Origin of the sequence: Bifidobacterium sp. ESL0764, assembly GCF_029395515.1 — a bacterium.
In the GTDB taxonomy this organism is placed as follows: domain Bacteria; phylum Actinomycetota; class Actinomycetes; order Actinomycetales; family Bifidobacteriaceae; genus Bifidobacterium.
In genome coordinates this window covers 1,138,931-1,155,104 of the sequence record NZ_CP113919.1, presented here as the reverse complement: position 1 = coordinate 1,155,104, position 16,174 = coordinate 1,138,931, and the positions used below count along the sequence as shown (strand labels likewise).

The 16,174-nt window shown below is 55.8% G+C and carries 19 protein-coding genes; 1 reads left to right on the top strand and 18 read right to left on the bottom strand.

Going from position 1 to position 16,174, the window contains the following annotated elements; translation table 11 throughout:
• From OZX71_RS04245 to OZX71_RS04235, 3 genes are all read right to left on the bottom strand, one after another.
• Entirely contained in the window at positions 1–1,278 is a 1,278-nt protein-coding gene (locus OZX71_RS04245; RefSeq protein ID WP_277146762.1) for an MFS transporter, read from the bottom strand.
• Positions 1,279–1,289: 11 nt separating this feature from the next.
• Positions 1,290–2,081 (bottom strand): SDR family oxidoreductase, encoded by a 792-nt coding sequence (locus OZX71_RS04240; protein WP_277146763.1) that lies wholly within the window; start codon positions 2,079–2,081, stop codon positions 1,290–1,292.
• 146 nt (positions 2,082–2,227) lie between these two features.
• Positions 2,228–3,511 carry an enolase C-terminal domain-like protein gene (locus OZX71_RS04235; RefSeq protein WP_277146764.1) on the bottom strand — a complete coding sequence of 428 codons (1,284 nt, stop codon included), beginning with the start codon at positions 3,509–3,511 and terminating at the stop codon, positions 2,228–2,230.
• A 191-nt stretch (positions 3,512–3,702) separates the two neighbouring features.
• On the opposite strand from OZX71_RS04235, the gene OZX71_RS04230 reads away from it, so the two are divergent.
• Complete coding sequence (locus OZX71_RS04230) at positions 3,703–4,692, top strand: LacI family DNA-binding transcriptional regulator (protein ID WP_277159451.1); 990 nt, start codon at positions 3,703–3,705, stop codon at positions 4,690–4,692.
• Between the two features lie 33 nt (positions 4,693–4,725).
• Here OZX71_RS04230 and OZX71_RS04225 read toward each other — a convergent pair whose 3' ends face one another.
• From OZX71_RS04225 to OZX71_RS04155, 15 genes are all read right to left on the bottom strand, one after another.
• Positions 4,726–5,139, bottom strand: coding sequence for a hypothetical protein (locus OZX71_RS04225; protein ID WP_277146766.1), 414 nt, complete (start codon positions 5,137–5,139; stop codon positions 4,726–4,728).
• 119 nt (positions 5,140–5,258) lie between these two features.
• Entirely contained in the window at positions 5,259–5,936 is a 678-nt protein-coding gene (locus tag OZX71_RS04220) for a MerR family transcriptional regulator (protein ID WP_277146767.1), read from the bottom strand.
• Positions 5,937–5,988: 52 nt separating this feature from the next.
• Positions 5,989–6,429 (bottom strand): FHA domain-containing protein, encoded by a 441-nt coding sequence (locus OZX71_RS04215; protein ID WP_277146768.1) that lies wholly within the window; start codon positions 6,427–6,429, stop codon positions 5,989–5,991.
• Between the two features lie 4 nt (positions 6,430–6,433).
• Positions 6,434–7,246 carry a DUF881 domain-containing protein gene (locus tag OZX71_RS04210; RefSeq protein ID WP_277159450.1) on the bottom strand — a complete coding sequence of 271 codons (813 nt, stop codon included), beginning with the start codon at positions 7,244–7,246 and terminating at the stop codon, positions 6,434–6,436.
• A gap of 6 nt (positions 7,247–7,252) precedes the next feature.
• A complete protein-coding gene (locus OZX71_RS04205) occupies positions 7,253–7,585 on the bottom strand; it encodes a small basic family protein (protein WP_277144945.1) in 333 nt (110 codons plus the stop codon).
• Positions 7,585–8,562 (bottom strand): DUF881 domain-containing protein, encoded by a 978-nt coding sequence (locus tag OZX71_RS04200; RefSeq protein WP_277160653.1) that lies wholly within the window; start codon positions 8,560–8,562, stop codon positions 7,585–7,587. Before OZX71_RS04200 ends, OZX71_RS04205 begins: the two co-directional genes overlap by 1 nt.
• Positions 8,562–9,170 carry a CDP-alcohol phosphatidyltransferase family protein gene (locus OZX71_RS04195; protein ID WP_277159449.1) on the bottom strand — a complete coding sequence of 203 codons (609 nt, stop codon included), beginning with the start codon at positions 9,168–9,170 and terminating at the stop codon, positions 8,562–8,564. The genes OZX71_RS04200 and OZX71_RS04195 overlap by 1 nt, the downstream gene beginning before the upstream one ends.
• 9 nt (positions 9,171–9,179) lie before the next feature.
• Positions 9,180–10,031, bottom strand: a complete 852-nt coding sequence (hisG, locus tag OZX71_RS04190; protein WP_277159448.1) for an ATP phosphoribosyltransferase — start codon at positions 10,029–10,031, stop codon at positions 9,180–9,182.
• 64 nt (positions 10,032–10,095) lie between these two features.
• On the bottom strand, positions 10,096–10,359 hold the full coding sequence (locus OZX71_RS04185) for a phosphoribosyl-ATP diphosphatase (RefSeq protein WP_277159447.1): 264 nt from the start codon (positions 10,357–10,359) through the stop codon (positions 10,096–10,098).
• 47 nt (positions 10,360–10,406) lie between these two features.
• Positions 10,407–11,072 carry a ribulose-phosphate 3-epimerase gene (gene rpe, locus OZX71_RS04180; RefSeq protein ID WP_277146773.1) on the bottom strand — a complete coding sequence of 222 codons (666 nt, stop codon included), beginning with the start codon at positions 11,070–11,072 and terminating at the stop codon, positions 10,407–10,409.
• Positions 11,073–11,207: 135 nt separating this feature from the next.
• Positions 11,208–12,164, bottom strand: coding sequence for a prolipoprotein diacylglyceryl transferase (lgt, locus tag OZX71_RS04175; protein WP_277146774.1), 957 nt, complete (start codon positions 12,162–12,164; stop codon positions 11,208–11,210).
• Between the two features lie 113 nt (positions 12,165–12,277).
• On the bottom strand, positions 12,278–12,700 hold the full coding sequence (gene hisI / locus OZX71_RS04170) for a phosphoribosyl-AMP cyclohydrolase (RefSeq protein ID WP_277146775.1): 423 nt from the start codon (positions 12,698–12,700) through the stop codon (positions 12,278–12,280).
• 104 nt (positions 12,701–12,804) lie between these two features.
• Positions 12,805–13,593 (bottom strand): imidazole glycerol phosphate synthase subunit HisF, encoded by a 789-nt coding sequence (gene hisF, locus OZX71_RS04165; RefSeq protein WP_277159446.1) that lies wholly within the window; start codon positions 13,591–13,593, stop codon positions 12,805–12,807.
• Between the two features lie 200 nt (positions 13,594–13,793).
• Positions 13,794–15,014 (bottom strand): 23S rRNA (adenine(2503)-C(2))-methyltransferase RlmN, encoded by a 1,221-nt coding sequence (gene rlmN, locus OZX71_RS04160; protein WP_277160652.1) that lies wholly within the window; start codon positions 15,012–15,014, stop codon positions 13,794–13,796.
• 108 nt (positions 15,015–15,122) lie between these two features.
• Complete coding sequence (locus OZX71_RS04155; RefSeq protein WP_277146781.1) at positions 15,123–16,109, bottom strand: phosphatidate cytidylyltransferase; 987 nt, start codon at positions 16,107–16,109, stop codon at positions 15,123–15,125.
• Positions 16,110–16,174: the final 65 nt, after the last annotated feature.

Sequence of the window (16,174 nt, the reverse complement as noted above, 5' to 3'; positions counted from 1 at the left end):
TCAGGCCTCCTTCTTCAAACCGATCTTGGATCCCCAGATGGCGTACCAAGCCACATAGAGGAAGCCGGGAACCATGACCAGCACCGCAACCTCGATGCTGACAGCGTCCTGGATGGCGCCCAGCAGCAGCGGGATCAAAGCAGCTCCGACAATGCTCATCGTCAGGGCCGAAGAACCGGTCTTGGCGGCATTGCCGTGCATGCCCTTGATGGTCAGCGAGAAGATGGTCGGATAGCCGATCGAGATGAACAGATAGGCCACCATGAAGCAGATCACCGAGAACTTGCCGAGACCGAGGAACGCGACGACCATCAGTACGGCGCTGATCGTCATGTAGATGCCCAAGATCTTGCCTGCGTCGAAACGTGCCATCAGCGGCGTGGTCAGGAAGCGGCCGGCGGTGAAGAACACGGAAAGCAGTGCCAGCATCGAAGCGGCGAGGCCTGCGCTGATACCGGCTCCCCAGTGCTTCAAGGCGTAGGCCGAGAAAATGGCCATGCCTGCTACCTGCAGACCGATGAAGATGAACTCAGCCAGCACGCCGAGCACGAAGTAAGGCCGATGGATCAGCGTGGAGAAGCCGGACGAATTGTCGGCTTCCTCGTCCTCGTCCCCAGGAGGGGTCGGAAGCTTGAAGAACACGAACACCAGCAGAACCAGAATCAGGATGATGCCGATGACGATGTAGATCATACGGGTGTCGGAGAGGAACTTCATCTTGGCGACATCGAATCCGGGCTTGCCGGGATCGACCGTCTTGGAAAGAATCTGGCCGAGGATAAGCGGACCGACCACGTTGCCGACACCGTTGAAGCTCTGGGCCAGGTTGAGTCTGAACGACTCTCCCTTTTCATCGCCCAGCTTGGTGATGTACGGGTTGCAGTTGGTTTCCAGCGACGAAGCGCCCAGAGCGATGACGAACATCGCGAAGAGGAACAGACCGTAGCTGGCCGCGTTGGTCGCGGGGATGACCGTGAAGGCGCCGACCGCGAAAAGCACGAGCCCGGAAATCACGCCGCCCTTGTAACCGAAGCGCTTGGAGATCATACTGGCGGGAATGGCCATGATGAAGTAGGCACCGTAGTAAGCCACCTGCAGCAACGACTGCTTGGTGTGGCTCAGCTGCATGTAATGGCCGAACGGGCTGTCCAAGGCGTTGACCAGATTCATGGTGAGCCCCCAGATGAAGAACAGGGAGGTGACCAGAATGATGGCTATCGTCGCCTTGGAGCCTTTGGTTTGAGGGCTCTTTGTCTGAACTGTATTGTTTTCGGACATGTCGGATCTCCTCAGGCCAAGGCGCGATCGAGATGCACATAGCCGCCGTCGACGAAGCACCACTGGCCGGTGGTGTGCGAGGCGCGGTCGGAAAGCAGGAACGCAGCCGTGTTGCCGATTTCAGCGGGTGTGGTCATGCGGTGCTCGAGCGGGATATGGTCGGTGATGAGCTTCAGGCGGGCATCCTGGTGGGCCTTGTCGCCGAAGGTCTTGATCCAGTCGGCGTACAGCGGGGTCCAGCATTCGGAGACGACGATGGCGTTGACACGCACATCATCACCGACGAGAGCCGCGGCCCACTCACGGGTGAGGCCCAGGATGCCACCCTTGGCGGCGGCGTAGGCGCTGGTCTTGCCCTGGCCGGTGACGGCGGTCTTGGAGGTGATGTTCACCACGGCGCCATGGCTTTCCTTAAGGTAAGCGCAGGCGGCATGGACCATCTCATAGTAATGGGTGAGGTTGCCGTGTATCGATTCCTCGAATTCGCGCCAGGATGTGGTTTCGAGCGCCTTGTTGTCGTTGACGCCGGCGTTGTTGACGATGCCGTCGATATGGCCATACTTCTTGTAGGTCTCGTCGACGATCGGGGCGATCTTGTCGGTGTCACGCAGATTGATGATATAGGTGTCGTAGTTCTTGGTGTACTGTTCCACGTCCTTGCAGAACGTCGGCTTCTCCTTCTCGTCCATATCGAGAACGACGACGGTGGCACCTTCCTGTGCGAGCTGCATAGTGATGCCCTTGCCGATGCCCTTGAAACCACCGGTGATCATAAAAACTTTGCCTTGAAGATGCAAATCCATAATAACTCCCTTGTTCTATTCCGAGTCGGGTTCGGATGCCGGCTCTGTTTTATTTTTCGATTGGCGTTTCCGAGGTTTCAGCACCGATGACGAAAACGCCAATCACAAATGTTCTCTTGAGCAACACTCAACTCAAGAATGCGAAATCAGCCGCGATACAGATACTTCTTCGCCGTTTCGACGGTCATTTCGGTTCCGTTGCCCGGAGCGGTCGGCGTGACATAATTGCCGTTCTCGATCTGGGTCGGATGGACGAAGTATTCGTGCTGGTTGTCGACATATTCGATCATGCGGCCGTCCATCGTACCGGACACGGCGCAATAGTCGAACATGGCGAAGTGGCAGACGGCCTCGCACAGGCCGACTCCCCCGGCGTGCGGGCAGACGATCTTGTTGAACTTCTTCGCCATCAGGTATTCGAGCACGATCTCCTGCGGGCCCGCCACACGGGTCGCGTCGATCTGCATGATGCCGAAGGCGTTGGCCTGCAGATACTGCTTGAACATGATGCGGTTCTGCATCTGCTCGCCGGTGGCCACCGGAATCGGGTTGATGGCACGGGCGATGGTGGCGTGGCCGATGACGTCGTCCGGGCTCGTGGGCTCTTCGACCCAGGCGAGCTTGAAGTCCTGGAACTTGTTGATCCATTCGATCGCCTGCGGAACATCCCAGACCTGATTGGCGTCGACCGCAAGCCGGACATCGGGTCCGATCGCCTCGCGGGCAAGTGCCAGACGGCGGATATCGTCGTCCACGTTGTGTCCGACCTTGAGCTTGATCTGCTTGAAGCCCTTTTCCTCGGTCTCCTCCTTGGCGATTTCGACCATCTTCTCATCGGCATAGCCGAGCCAGCCGGCGGCCGTGGAATAGCCGGGATAACCGACCTCGAGCAGATGCTGGATGCGCTCCTGCTTGCCCTTTTCGCCGTCCTTGAGGATGTCGATGGCCTCTTGCGGCGTCAGGGCATCGGTGATGTAACGGAAATCGAGTGTGGAAACCAGCTCTTCCGGTTCCATCTCGGCCAGCAACCTCCACAGCGGCTTGCCGGCGCGCTTGGCCTTGATGTCCCACAAGGCGCTCAGCACGGCGCCGATGGCCATGTGCTCGACTCCCTTTTCCGGGCCCAACCAGCGCAGCTGGGAATCATGAACGAGCAGGTCCCAGGCCAAGCGCATGTTGTCGAGCAGCTCTTCGGTGTTGCGGCCGACCAAAGTATGGGAAAGGGATTCGATGGCGCGGCAGACCACGTCATTGCCCCTGCCGATGGTGAACACGAATCCGGTGCCCTTGATGCCGTCGTCGGCGTCGGTGTGGACTTCTACATACGCCGAAGAATAATCAGGGTCGGGATTCATGGCATCCGAACCGGATAGGGTATTGGACGTAGGAAAGCGGAAATCAAATGTTTTAATGTTGGTGATACTACTCATGACCAGGCTTCCTCACCTTGGGTTTATCTGTTACATAAATCACAATAGGCAAAGATTTAGAAAATTGCAAGTTAAATTTAGAAATTTTCTAAAATACAATATGTTTGCTACACTTGATTCATTACCGATTAAAGAAATTCAGCAGCTTTACGACTGCAATCTGCTGAGGCATTGAAAAGAAGTGAATAAACATGAAAATCAATGAATTGGCGGAAATAGCAGGCGTGTCTCCATCTACTGTTTCCAAAGTCATCAACGGCAGAGAGGGAATTTCGGCCAAGACTCGGAAACACGTAGAAAAGATTCTGAAAGATAACGGCTATTTCAAGCCTTTGGCGAGTACGAAAGTTTCGCGAAGCATCGAACTGGTTCTGGACCATATTGAGTCCGATTGCACGCTTTCATTCATTCGTTCGGTCTCCTATTGGGTTCAGCAAGCGGATTATTCATTGAGCATCACTCAGCTCAACGCCGGGCTCGATATGGATCGCTGCTTCAGGGGCATCATCGACCGGAATCCGACGGGCGTCATCATCCATCAGATATCCAAGATTCCGGAAACACAGAAGAAACTGCTGGATTCCAGGAACATTCCCTATGTCGTCGTCAACCCCATCAAGCCGGTCGACGACGATGCCATGTGGATTTCCATTGATCGATGGACCGGCAGTTTTCAGGTTGTTCAATATCTCATCGAACAGGGGCACAAAAGGATCGGGCTGATCAACGGACCGGAGGATTCACAATCGGCGATTGCACTTGATGGTGGTTTTCTTGCCGCTGCTCACCATACGGATGTGGAATTCACCTCATCGCTGGAACAATATACGGATCTGACCCCCGGTGACGCGTATCGTGCGGCCTGCACATTGTTGGACCTGTCCGATCGGCCCACTGCCATATTCGTCAGCAACGAGCGTATGGCCATGAGCGTGTATCGTGCCGCCTACGAACGCGGGCTGAGCATCCCATCAGATCTTTCCGTCATCGGCTTTGAAGACGACTACCCAGCCGACGTCATGGGACCGCCATTGACCACCATCTACCAGTCATTCCACACCGAGGCCCGGAAAGCCGTGGAGATGATCATCGATGCACGACGCGACCGTGACGTAGACAAACACGTGATACTTCCCATGTTTCTCGTCAAAAGGGACAGCGTGCGAAAGCTTACGGATTAGCGTAGGAAGAATCGGAAAGATGGAAGTCTTGAATTATTGGCCGGTTGCTGTCTTCGAGGTCGAGTTCGTCGAGTTTTGGCCATGATGACGCTTTGAGAGCACTTCGTCGATGATGCTTCTCTGGGCTTGTTTGGCCTGCAGGTACATCAGCACCAGTTCGAAAGCGAAGAAGATGCCCAACACAACGGCTGATGGAATCCCCACAATGGCGTATATATGGCGGATATCGCTTCGGATCTGGGCATGCAACAGCTTGTAGACGCCGTATGGCGCGCAACACAGGAACATCGAGACGATTTGCATGATGACGACCGACCATTGCACTGTCTCGACTTTGCGATGGTCGTCTTTTTTGCGCAGTGCCCCGTTGACCAGGCAAATCGCACAAATCCCCAATGCCCACAGCAACGCGAAAACCCATAGGAACCCGGGAAGTATAGCGGCCATAGCTCTTCAACCTTTATATCGACGTATACTCATTACTATTCTACTGATTGAGTCAAGAAATCGTTACGGACACATAACAACGATGGATGAATCCGCAATTTGCCCAGACATGTTCGTTATCAATGCCGCTCGGCTCGTTCGAGACGTTGGGTTTCCAGTTTTTGACGCATGCGTTCGGCGGCGATGTCATCAACAGGCGACACGGGCAACGATGAAGCCGTCGAATCCGCCGGCGTGACATCCACGTATTTTTCCTGCTCGAGTTGCTCTTCGACCTGATGCCACAACTTCCCCACCGAAACCGCGAAAACCGCTGTGCCCTGATCGATCAGTTTCAGCACTTCGTCGCCGTTTTCGCATTCCTTGACATCCTGGCCGTCGCAGATGATGGTCATATGCTCGAGTTGCGAGGTGCGATGCCGCGAAAGGAAACCTATCGCCGCGGTGACGTTCTGCAGGTTGACGCCGGTATCCAAAAGCTTCTTGGAAACGGCCAGGATCAGGACGTCCTTGAATGAATACAGCCTCCTTGAACCGGAGCCATGCGATTGGGTGATGGAAGGCACTACAATCTGTTTGCGGGCCCAATAATCAAGTTGACGATACGTGATGCCGGCCACTTTGGAAGCCACCGTTCCTCGATAGCCCCGGGTGGCCGTCTCATCGTTGGATTCGGAGAACAACTCCCCTTGTACCAACCCTGCAGAGGTGGTATGCCCCGTTTCGGGAAACCTGCCCGGAGAGGGAAAACGAGACGATACGCCCTGAATGGATGGCGCTGTATCGTTGGCGTCCATGGCAGTCTCCTTTCCTCTTCGCAATCACTGTTCAGCGCGCGGCCTTGCCTGCTTATTGGGCAACCACCGCGGACGGCGAGAAGAACACCAGGCGGAATTTGCCTATCATGATCTCATCGCCGTTGTGCAGTATCGCGCGATCGACACGTTGACGATTGACATAGGTGCCGTTCAGACTGCCGGCGTCGGCAACCTCGAATGTGTCACCGCTGCGACGGAAAACGGCATGAGCACGGGAAACCGTGGAATCGTCCAAAAGGATATCCGCATGTGGGTCGCGTCCGACGCTCACCTCGTCCTCATCGAGAAGATAACGGGAACCCGACACCGCTCCCCTGGTGGAAATCAGCAATGCCGAACCTGGGGACAGTTTGGTGATGGTGTCCAGGTCGTCTTGGGTCAGCGGACGGTCCCCCGCCGAGGTCACAGGAATATTGACAGCAGGCAGGCCGATGATGGTCGTTTCGCCCGCACTTGGAATCGGATTAGTCATATTTTCATTCTACCGTTTTCGCGTACTGATATTGCCCGACATCGCGTGTCTCGCTGATATCTACACTTTCGCTCGGGGTCACGGTGACCTTGGCGCCGAATTTGACCTTGAACCTCGAGCCCACACCCCCGGCGATATTGACCGCGTTCTGCAGGTTCTGCGGATCCCCGATGGCTTTGAGCGTATATGGGGTCTTCAAGGTCTGCCCGTCGCATTCAAGGCTTTTTTTGGTATCGGTGATATACGTCGAGGTCACCACGCGCACGTTGTCCAATGCCATCACCTCGACGCCGGCATTGCGAAGCTCCTCGAGCAGCTGGAACATCGTGGCGGCGTCGATGCGTTCCTTGCTTCCCTGTGAGATCGTAATGATGACGCCTTTGCCCTTGGCTGGCAGGCGCCCGGAAAGGATGCCGCTGGTGTCTTCGTTTTCACGCGCGATGCGCTGCGCTTCCTGTTGTTTGTTCGCGGCGGCCTTCAAGGAATTGAGCTGGCCGGTCAGCTCGGTTTTACGTTGCTGAAGGTTCTGCACCTGTGTGCTGGTCTCGCTGATGAGTCTGGTAAGCTCCTCTTCGCTCATCGTCTCGTAGCTGGAGGTCTTGTTGTTGAGCTGGATGGCGTAGCCGAAGCCGAGCATGGCACACAAAAGCACGATCAGGAGGCTGGTCATCAGCCTGGTGACGAGTCCGCCTCCCATTTTTCGCGGCTTTTTACGAACCAGAGGAAAAGAGCCGGTATCCGTGCGGTCGTTTTCACGATCCTGGGCATGCTGGATATGCATACTGCTGAGAATATTGCGTTTCCTTTTGTCTGCCATGTTCCATCAGCCCTTGAAGATGAAGCGACGGATGGCGGAGACATTGGAGAAGATTCGTATGCCGAGCACGACGATGACTGCGGTCTGCAACTGGGACCCGACGCCGAGCTGGTTGCCGAGAAGAACGAGCAGTGTGGCTGTCAGGACATTGGAGATAAAGGATATGACGAACACTTTGTCTGAGAAGGATCGTTCGAAATACGCCCTTGCCGCACCGAGTAACGCGTCGAGGGCCGCCACCACCATGATCGGCAGGTACGGCTGGAGGACTATGGGGATGTCCGGCTTCACGAAGATGCCGATGATGACTCCGATGATCAGACCGAGCACTGCTGCCATCATTTGCTCCTTTTTGCGTGCACGACATTTGCGGTTTGCGCCGCCGCCAGCCTCAATGAGTAGGATCTTGACACCTGTGGGTTGATACCCGCGGCGTTAAGCGCGCGGTACAAGTCAGGTTGCGATTCGTTGTTCATTGCCTGCGACAGGTTTTTGTGGTTTCCTATCGCTTCTATCTTATAGGGACTGGCTACCTGATTCACCCCTATGAGAATTGTTTGTCCAGCGGTTCGCACCGAAGTGGAGACGCCAAGGCGGTAACCGTTGATGGAAATCGCTTCGGCTCCGGCTCTCCAGAGCAGATTGACGATATTCTGAAGATCCGAATCGGTGACCACCCGGATGTGATTGGTACTGTTTTCTCTTGGACCGTTGCCGTTGGCGGTTCTTGAAGCTACAGGGTCGGCGAGTGTAACAACGATGCCGGGACCTTTGACAGCCAGCGCTCCGTTTGCCATTTCATCCTGAGTAAGCGTCGAATCGGGACCGGCATTCGGCATGGAATCGGAAAGCCTGGCGACTTTGGTATGCAGGTCGGTGACTTCTGTGGTTGCTTTGTCAAGGCTGGCATTCTGCGCTTCCAGTTCCGAAATTAGGCTTGCGCGTACCTGTTTGCGGGGGTCGGTATTGAGCTGACGGACGAAAACGATGCCGAGAAAGCCCACGGCGATGCAGATGATGAAGACGATGATGCGGGTGGACCAGACAGAGAATTTCGAGCGTTGCTTTTGCTGTGTGAGCCGCGCATCGGAAAAAAGAGGGTCGAGTGGGCGATTCGTCAGATCGTCGATGAGCCGCAGACTGTCATCATCGACTTTGCGGCGTCGGCGTGAGGAAAGGGCAGTTGCCGCGTCAACGCTGACGGCATGCCATGAGCCGAGATTCTGAACGTCGCTCGAGAAGACCGCACGTCGTTTGATCGGTTGTTCGTCGACTTCCACACGAAAGGATGCGGGCGCTCGTTCCGGCTTTGTCATCATTGGTCCGCTTCGTGGCGAAGCAAGGTGACGCCTTGCCGGATGTAAATGTAACCGGCCATCCAATACAGGATGATGCCCCAGATCCCTGCGGCCAAGGCGGCCAGATGGAGGATTTGCGTGAAGGTATTGTTCCACAGATCCGCGAAAATCAGCGCGGTGATGGAAATCATCAATAATGCGGTTCCGGCTTTCCCGACGAAATGAACGGGTAAAGGTCCATAGTCGTGCTGTGCCAAGACGATGATCAATACCAACAATATGAGGTCACGCAGGCCTACCACGAAAAGCATCCACCATGGTATTATCCCTGCCCAGCCGAGTGCCAGAATACTGCAGAAAATCAGCAGTCTATCGGCCACCGGGTCAAGAATCTGGCCTATTTTGCTGACCTGATTCCATTTCCGGGCGATAATGCCGTCCAGACCATCGCTTGCCGCGGAAATAGCAAGCACGACAAGCGCCGCGATCATTTTGTGCTGTGCAGTCAACCACGAAATGACGGGTATCGAGACGATGCGCAGAACACTGATGAGGTTCGGCACGGTGATATAGATATCACGCGCGTCCGGACTGTAACGGTTGTTGGAATTGATTGGAAGTTTCATGAGCCTGATTCAGATTCTTGAAGCCTGCAAAGCGGTGACAATGATGGCTCGCGCGCCGACATCGTATAGTTGATCCATCGTCTGGTTCACCTTCTCGCGTTCTACCATGGCCCGAACCGCACACCACTGCTGGTCACGTAGCGGTGAAATGGTCGGACTCTCCAGTCCCGGTGTAAGCGCCACGGCAGCCGCGACTTTGCTGACAGGTACGTCATAGTCCATCATCACATATCGTCGGGCGGTAAGCACACCTTCGAGACGACGCTTGAAGATCAACAGGCGTTTGTCGTTATCGGCGATACGGGGGGAACGGATGAGAATGGCTTCCGAATGCAGAATCGGATCGCCGAAGATGCGCAACCCGGCATTGCGCAGGGTGGTACCGGTGGACACCACATCGGCGATGAGATCGGCGACGCCGAGCTGGACCGACGATTCCACCGCCCCGTCAAGATGGGTGATATCGGCATGCAGGCCGTGGGACGCAAGATAATCGCCGACCAGCTTGTCGAACGAGCTGGCGATTCGCTTGCCGTCGACATCCTCGAGTTGTGTGATCGGTGAATCCTTCGGGGCCGCAAAACGGAACGTCGAAGCCCCAAAGCCGAGCGGAAGGTCCTCGCTGGCTTCCGTTTCGGTGTTGCGCAGCATATCACGGCCGGTGATGCCGACATCGATCGCGCCTTGACCCACGTAAATGGCGATATCCAGAGGACGGAGATAGAAAAGCTCGACCTGGTTGTCATGGTCTTCAACCACCAATTGGCGTGGTTGGGTACGCAGTTGATATCCGGCTTCTTTCAAGAGACTCCATGCGGGCTCAGAGAGCATGCCCTTGTTGGGGACGGCTATTCTCAGCATTTTCTTCTTCCTCCTTCGCTTTTTCGTTGTATCGTTGCGTTCCGATGCTCAGAGACGTCGATTCCTAAAGGTTCTTATACAGGTCTTCCAGGCTGATGTCATGCTTGATCATCATTACCTGGATGTGGTAGATGAGCTGGCTCATTTCCTCCGCGGTGCGGTCGGCGCCTTCGTATTCTGCGGCGATCCAGGTCTCCCCCGCCTCTTCATTGATCTTCTTGCCGATGAAATGCGTGCCTTTGTCAAGCTCGTCGACAGTTTTGGAACCGATTGGTCGAGTCTGCGCCTTTTCACTCAGCTCTTTGAACAGTGATTCGAATGTCTTCATCTTATCTCTCCGTTGTTTTCGCACTTCATCTGCAACAAGCGTAAGGATCAGGCCTGATATGCGGCCTGTGCCTTGGCACGAATATCGTCGATCGCCTTCGCACGGTCATCGGCCCCATAGACCGCGGAACCGGCGACGAGCACATCGGCACCTGCCTTGGCTACGATGTCGGCCGTCTTGGGGCTGACCCCACCGTCGACCTGGATGTGGGTTTTCAGGCCGCGACGGGTGATTTCGTCACGCAGGCGACGGACTTTTGCCATTTGGTTTTGCAGGAACTTCTGGCCACCGAATCCGGGTTCGACCGTCATGATCAGAATCATGTCGAATTCCTCGAGAATGTCAAAAATCGGTTCGACCGGTTCGGCGGGACGTACGGCGAAGCAGGCCTTGCAACCCATCTCGTGCAGCTGACGGGCCAGACGCACCGGAGCATGGACGGCCCCCATATGGAAGCTCACCGAAGCGGCGCCGAGCTTGGCGTATTCGGGAGCCCAGCGATCGGGATCCTCGATCATCAGGTGCACATCAACCGGCAGATCGGTCACCTCGCAGATACGTTTGACGATGGGCTCGCCGAGCGTGAGGTTCGGCACGAAATGATGGTCCATCACATCGACGTGGACCAGATCGGCGTGGTCTATGGCCTTGAGGTCGCGTTCGAGATTGCAGAAATCCGCTGAAAGAATGCTTGGTGCGATTTGAATGGTCATAACTGTATATCCTATGCTGTGCGAACGACTTGAAAACGGCTCGTAACAAAGCCTTTGGCAATCCTAATCACTTTTTTAGACATTGATTTTTCCGATGTCGCAAAGATGTCGGGATGCTGAAGGTTCGATGTTTGGCTACTTCTTTTCCGCCGTCTCTTTTGATTGTTGGGCATCGGCTTCGGCACGTTGCTCGACCTCCGTCAAGGTGCGCAGACGCTCGGACAGGCTTATGGTAGTACTGCCAAGCCTCTGCACGACGATGAACGCCACCACGCCCAGTACGAAGACGACCATCGAAACCCATACATTGACGCGAACACCCAGGATCTCGTGTGCGAAATCGATGCGCAGTGCCTCGATCCAGGTGCGTCCTGCGGTATACCACATCACGTAAACGGTGAACAGGCTTCCGGCTTTGAGAGTGTCCATAGCCTTGTGGCCTATCCAGATGATCAGTGCCGCTCCGATGAGGTTCCAGATCATTTCGTAAAGGAATGTGGGCTGGAACAGGGTTCCGGTCGGGCAGGTCTCGCCGTCGTAGCACTGTTCGCCGTGACCTATCGCGGAGCCGGTCATATTGAGTTTCAGGCCCCACGGCAAGGTGGTGGGAGCGCCGTAAAGTTCCTGATTGAACCAGTTGCCCAATCTTCCTACCGCTTGAGCAACCAAGAGTCCCGGAGCGACCGCGTCTGCGAGCAGGGCCATCGGATAATGCTTATGTCTGCACCAGGCCCAAGCAGCCAGTGCGCCGAACAACACCCCGCCCCAAATGCCGAGGCCACCGTTCCAGATGCGCAGTATTTCCATCGGGTCGCCGTTGGGCCCGAAGAACCGTTCCGGAGTGGTCACCACATGGTACAGACGCGCGCCGATGATGCCGGCCGGTACCGCGCACAAAGCGATGTCGAGAATCTGATCGAAATTGCCGCCGAGTTTCTTCCACCGCTTTTCACAGATCCATACCGCCAGCACGATTCCGAGAAGGATGCACAACGCGTAGAAACGAATAGGGATAGGGCCGATCGACCAGTTGCCCAGCGTTATTCGCGGGATGACGATTTTCGAGATGGTCGGTGATGGAATATATGCCAAATGCCGACCTGCAAACAGATTCAATGTTAATCCTTGTGTCATGGCCCCTCAAAGCGTTGCTTACCGATATTGTCTCCGTCGGCCATCATACCCGTGGCCATAACCGCTGCTTTTCAGCGACAGATATCGTTGGCGGCGTCTTCGGGCTTACGCTCACCGACAACTACGGGAATCGGGCCGCCTTCATCGAAACAGGAGCGTGCGCCGGTGTGGCAGGCCGCCCCAACCTGGTCGACTTCGACGAGCAATGCGTCGCCGTCGCAATCGAGCGAAAGGCCTTTGACATATTGGACGTGCCCGGAGGTGTCGCCTTTGCGCCAATATTCCTTACGTGATCTCGACCAGAACGTGACCCGGCCGGTAGCCAAGGTGCGACGCAAAGCCTCGTCGTTCATGTAGCCGACCATCAGCACCTGCTTGGAGTCGTACTGCTGGATGACGGCGGCCACGAGTCCCTTGTCGTCGCGTTTCAGACGTGCCGCAATCCGCGGGTCCAGCGTTGTGCTGTTATCGTAAGTGATATCGTTCTTCTTCATGGTGTTCTTTCCCGATTTTCTCTACTTGGACAATAGGCAAGCCATCACTGGCTTTGCCGTAAACTCAAAAAAAATAGGCAACGCAATATTCGATCCGTTATGATTTATCGGCTCACTACAGGCTCGCGCACGGTAATGCCATGCTCTTTCATGGTCTCTTTGACTTGGGCGATGGTCATCTTGCCGTAATGGAACACGGAAGCCGCAAGGACTGCGTCGGCACCGGCCTCTACCGCAGGCGGAAAATCCTCGAGTTTGCCGGCACCGCCGCTGGCGATCAGAGGGATATTGACCACTTTTCGCATGGCTTTGAGCATCTCGATATCGAAACCGTCGCCGGTGCCGTCGGCATCCATCGAATTGAGCAGTATCTCGCCGACGCCAAACTCCTGGGCACGTTTCGCCCACCACAGGGCATCAATACCGGTGGAGTGACGGCCACCCATGGTGGTGACCTCAAAACCGGATTTGGTGTGCTGCTCCCCCTTTTCGCGCCGAGCGTCGACGGAAAGCACCAAGACCTGGTTGCCGAAACGCTGCGCCACTTCACTGATGAGCTCGGGATTGTTGATGGCGGCGGTGTTGACGCTGACCTTGTCCGCACCGCTGCGCAGCAATGCGTCGACGTCGCCGACAGAACGGACACCTCCCCCGACGGTCAATGGGATGAAGATCTGGCCGGCAGTACGGGTGACCACATCCATCATGGTCTGTCGATGGCTGCTTGAGGCCGTGACATCGAGGAAGGTGAGTTCGTCGGCTCCTTCCTCGTAGTAGCGTCCGGCGAGTTCGACCGGATCGCCTGCATCACGCAGATTCTCGAAATGGACGCCTTTGACCACACGTCCGTCGTCCACGTCAAGACACGGAATCACTCGTACCGCCAAAGACATAACGCAACTCCTATTTCGTCAACAGATCGATGTTCTCAGACTAGACCATAAATGCTGTGCGGATGCGATATATCTTAAGGAACGAGAAAGTCGATTCCCATCGGCATGTAACACTTCTGGTTGAGCGACAGATCTATGATTGATGTCGCTCAACCAATAAAAGGTTCACGAAGAAGAGAGACACATCAGCTGATTGCGGGTCAGGCGCGTATGTTCTTGGCCGCCAGCTGCCCGCAGGCACCGTCGATGTCGGAGCCTCTGGTATCGCGCAAGGTCGCCGTGATGCCGGCGCTGTGCAGGATGTCGAGGAAGCGTTCTTCGTCCTCCGGTTTCGAGGCCGTCCACTTGGAGCCTTCGATCGGGTTCAGGGGAATGGGGTTGACATGCACCCAGTTGTCGCCGTAGTGGTTCAGGCGATGGGCAAGTTGCCGTGCATGCTCGGCCTGGTCGTTGATGCCGCGCATCAGCGCGTATTCGATACTGACACGACGATGGCTGGCCAGGTAGTAATCGTGGGCGGCATCGAGCACCTGCTCGGAATTGAAACGCCGGTTCATCGGCACCAGCTCGTCGCGCAGCGTGTCGTTCGGTGCGTGCAGCGAGACGGCAAGACGCACAGGAATGCCTTCGGCAGTCAGCTTTTTGATGCCGGGCACCACGCCGACGGTGGAGACGGTGATGTTGCGAGCCGAAATGCCGAAACCGAGCGGCGGCATGGCGCTGATCTGACGGACGGCGGACAGCACGGACTTGTAGTTGCCCATGGGCTCGCCTTCGCCCATGAAGACGACATTGCTCAGGCGGCCGGGACCTCCGGCGACTTTTCCCGACTCCATCGCCTTGGCGGCGACGCGCACCTGCTCGAGGATTTCGGCAGTCGAAAGGTTGCGCGTCAGGCCAAGCCCACCGGTTGCGCAGAACGGGCAGCCCATGCCGCAGCCGACCTGGCTGGAGATGCACAGCGTGGCGCGGTTCGGATAGCGCATGAGCACCGATTCGATATGCGAGCCGTCGAACAGCTCCCACAACGTTTTGATGGTGGTGCCGTTGTCGGCGACCTGGTGGGTCACCTCAGTGATCAATGTCGGGAAGAACGCCTGTTGCGCCTCGTCACGTTTCGACGCGGGAAAATCGGTGAATGTGGAGACGTCGTTGTTGAAATGTTCGAAATAATGGTTGCCGAGCTGCTTGACCCGGAATTTCGGCATACCCAGCTGCTTGGCCGTCTCTATACGTTGCTCGTCGCTCATATCGGCGAAATGCAGCGGTGGCTTGCCTCTTCGTGCGTGGTTCTTGGCCAGCACATCACGAAACGCGCCCTGGTCTCCCCCGGCGGTCACTCCGGATTCGACGGATTCGGAAGCGCCAGAAACCTTTGCGTCTTCTTCGGGCTTTATTTGATCTTGTGAAACATCATTCATCATCATTCATCATCATTCATCATTCAATAGGCCGGATAGCTCAGAAGCGTCCGGCAAGGCGGAATAACCCCTTAACTGTTGTATAGAGAAAAAACAAGGACCGCTGAGTTACATGCCGGTCGCCCACAGCAGGAGGGTGAAGAAAGGCGCGCACAGAAGAATCGAATCGACGCGATCGATCACCCCGCCATGCCCTTTCAACAGATGCCCCATATCCTTCAGTCCCATATCGCGTTTGAGCATTGATGCGCACAAATCGCCGAATGTACCGACGACACCGACCATTACTCCGGTAAGTATAGGAACCCACCAGCGCGTGGACCATAGGTCGGGATACGTGATGGCGAAAATCACGAATGCTCCAACCATGGCAAAAAGAACGGAACCGCAAAGTCCCTCGACGGATTTCTTGGGTGAGATACGCGGCGAAAGCTTGTGACGCCCGAAGAACGCACCGAAGAAAAGCCCACCGGTGTCGGAGAGCGCAGGCAGGAAAATCAGCATAATGGCATGGGCCACAGGATGGCCGTTGAAAGTCTCCGGAAGGATGATGCACGAGGCCAGCACCAGAATATAAAGTACCAAAAACACGGAAACCGCAACGTTGTCGATGCTGCTTTCTTCGGTTTTCGTATTGGCCGCCGAGGATATCGAAGTCTTCTCGACATCTTTTGCCGCGCTTCGTTTGCCTTCGATGGCTCCGGCAAGACGCTTGCCGACGTTATGGCGCATGTTGGCGGCAATGGCGACCGCAACCGCCGAAACACTGATGCCTATCCCTGCCGCCAGAACGTGATTCGGCGCATAATAGACGGAAAGCAATGTGCCTGCACAACACACCCACAGCACAACCAGAGGAATATAGAGGTGAACGGTGGCGAATGAGACGTGGAGCTCGCGCAAAGCCAAGACGAGAAACACGGCGATCAGCAGGATGTACAAATCGATTTTGATCAGCAGACAGGCAACGATAAGTGCGATGAGAATCACTGCGGTGGCAACAGCCTGAGGCATGTTGCGTCCTGTCTTCTTGTTGATGTCGTTGAGCGTCGAACTCATTTCGTCGCCTGCCGCGTGCCCTTGTCTGCTGGTCATTGCCTTCTCTTTCAAGCCTGCCTGATTGGTTCTTCGCACATCCTGTTCAATCTCGGAAACGTACG

What these genes read in the sequence shown, in the direction of transcription:
- OZX71_RS04185 (WP_277159447.1), bottom strand. Translation starts at nt 10,359, where the DNA reads ATGAAGACATTCGAATCACTGTTCAAAGAGCTGAGTGAAAAGGCGCAG.
- OZX71_RS04225 (WP_277146766.1), bottom strand. Translation starts at nt 5,139, where the DNA reads ATGGCCGCTATACTTCCCGGGTTCCTATGGGTTTTCGCGTTGCTGTGG.
- OZX71_RS04195 (WP_277159449.1), bottom strand. Translation starts at nt 9,170, where the DNA reads ATGAAACTTCCAATCAATTCCAACAACCGTTACAGTCCGGACGCGCGT.
- OZX71_RS04205 (WP_277144945.1), bottom strand. Translation starts at nt 7,585, where the DNA reads ATGGCAGCAGTGCTCGGTCTGATCATCGGAGTCATCATCGGCATCTTC.
- hisI (WP_277146775.1), bottom strand. Translation starts at nt 12,700, where the DNA reads ATGAAGAAGAACGATATCACTTACGATAACAGCACAACGCTGGACCCG.
- OZX71_RS04210 (WP_277159450.1), bottom strand. Translation starts at nt 7,246, where the DNA reads ATGGCAGACAAAAGGAAACGCAATATTCTCAGCAGTATGCATATCCAG.
- rpe (WP_277146773.1), bottom strand. Translation starts at nt 11,072, where the DNA reads ATGACCATTCAAATCGCACCAAGCATTCTTTCAGCGGATTTCTGCAAT.
- OZX71_RS04220 (WP_277146767.1), bottom strand. Translation starts at nt 5,936, where the DNA reads ATGGACGCCAACGATACAGCGCCATCCATTCAGGGCGTATCGTCTCGT.
- hisG (WP_277159448.1), bottom strand. Translation starts at nt 10,031, where the DNA reads ATGCTGAGAATAGCCGTCCCCAACAAGGGCATGCTCTCTGAGCCCGCA.
- OZX71_RS04200 (WP_277160653.1), bottom strand. Translation starts at nt 8,562, where the DNA reads ATGACAAAGCCGGAACGAGCGCCCGCATCCTTTCGTGTGGAAGTCGAC.
- OZX71_RS04230 (WP_277159451.1), top strand. Translation starts at nt 3,703, where the DNA reads ATGAAAATCAATGAATTGGCGGAAATAGCAGGCGTGTCTCCATCTACT.
- OZX71_RS04245 (WP_277146762.1), bottom strand. Translation starts at nt 1,278, where the DNA reads ATGTCCGAAAACAATACAGTTCAGACAAAGAGCCCTCAAACCAAAGGC.
- rlmN (WP_277160652.1), bottom strand. Translation starts at nt 15,014, where the DNA reads ATGAATGATGTTTCACAAGATCAAATAAAGCCCGAAGAAGACGCAAAG.
- OZX71_RS04215 (WP_277146768.1), bottom strand. Translation starts at nt 6,429, where the DNA reads ATGACTAATCCGATTCCAAGTGCGGGCGAAACGACCATCATCGGCCTG.
- OZX71_RS04155 (WP_277146781.1), bottom strand. Translation starts at nt 16,109, where the DNA reads ATGACCAGCAGACAAGGGCACGCGGCAGGCGACGAAATGAGTTCGACG.
- OZX71_RS04235 (WP_277146764.1), bottom strand. Translation starts at nt 3,511, where the DNA reads ATGAGTAGTATCACCAACATTAAAACATTTGATTTCCGCTTTCCTACG.
- OZX71_RS04240 (WP_277146763.1), bottom strand. Translation starts at nt 2,081, where the DNA reads ATGGATTTGCATCTTCAAGGCAAAGTTTTTATGATCACCGGTGGTTTC.
- hisF (WP_277159446.1), bottom strand. Translation starts at nt 13,593, where the DNA reads ATGTCTTTGGCGGTACGAGTGATTCCGTGTCTTGACGTGGACGACGGA.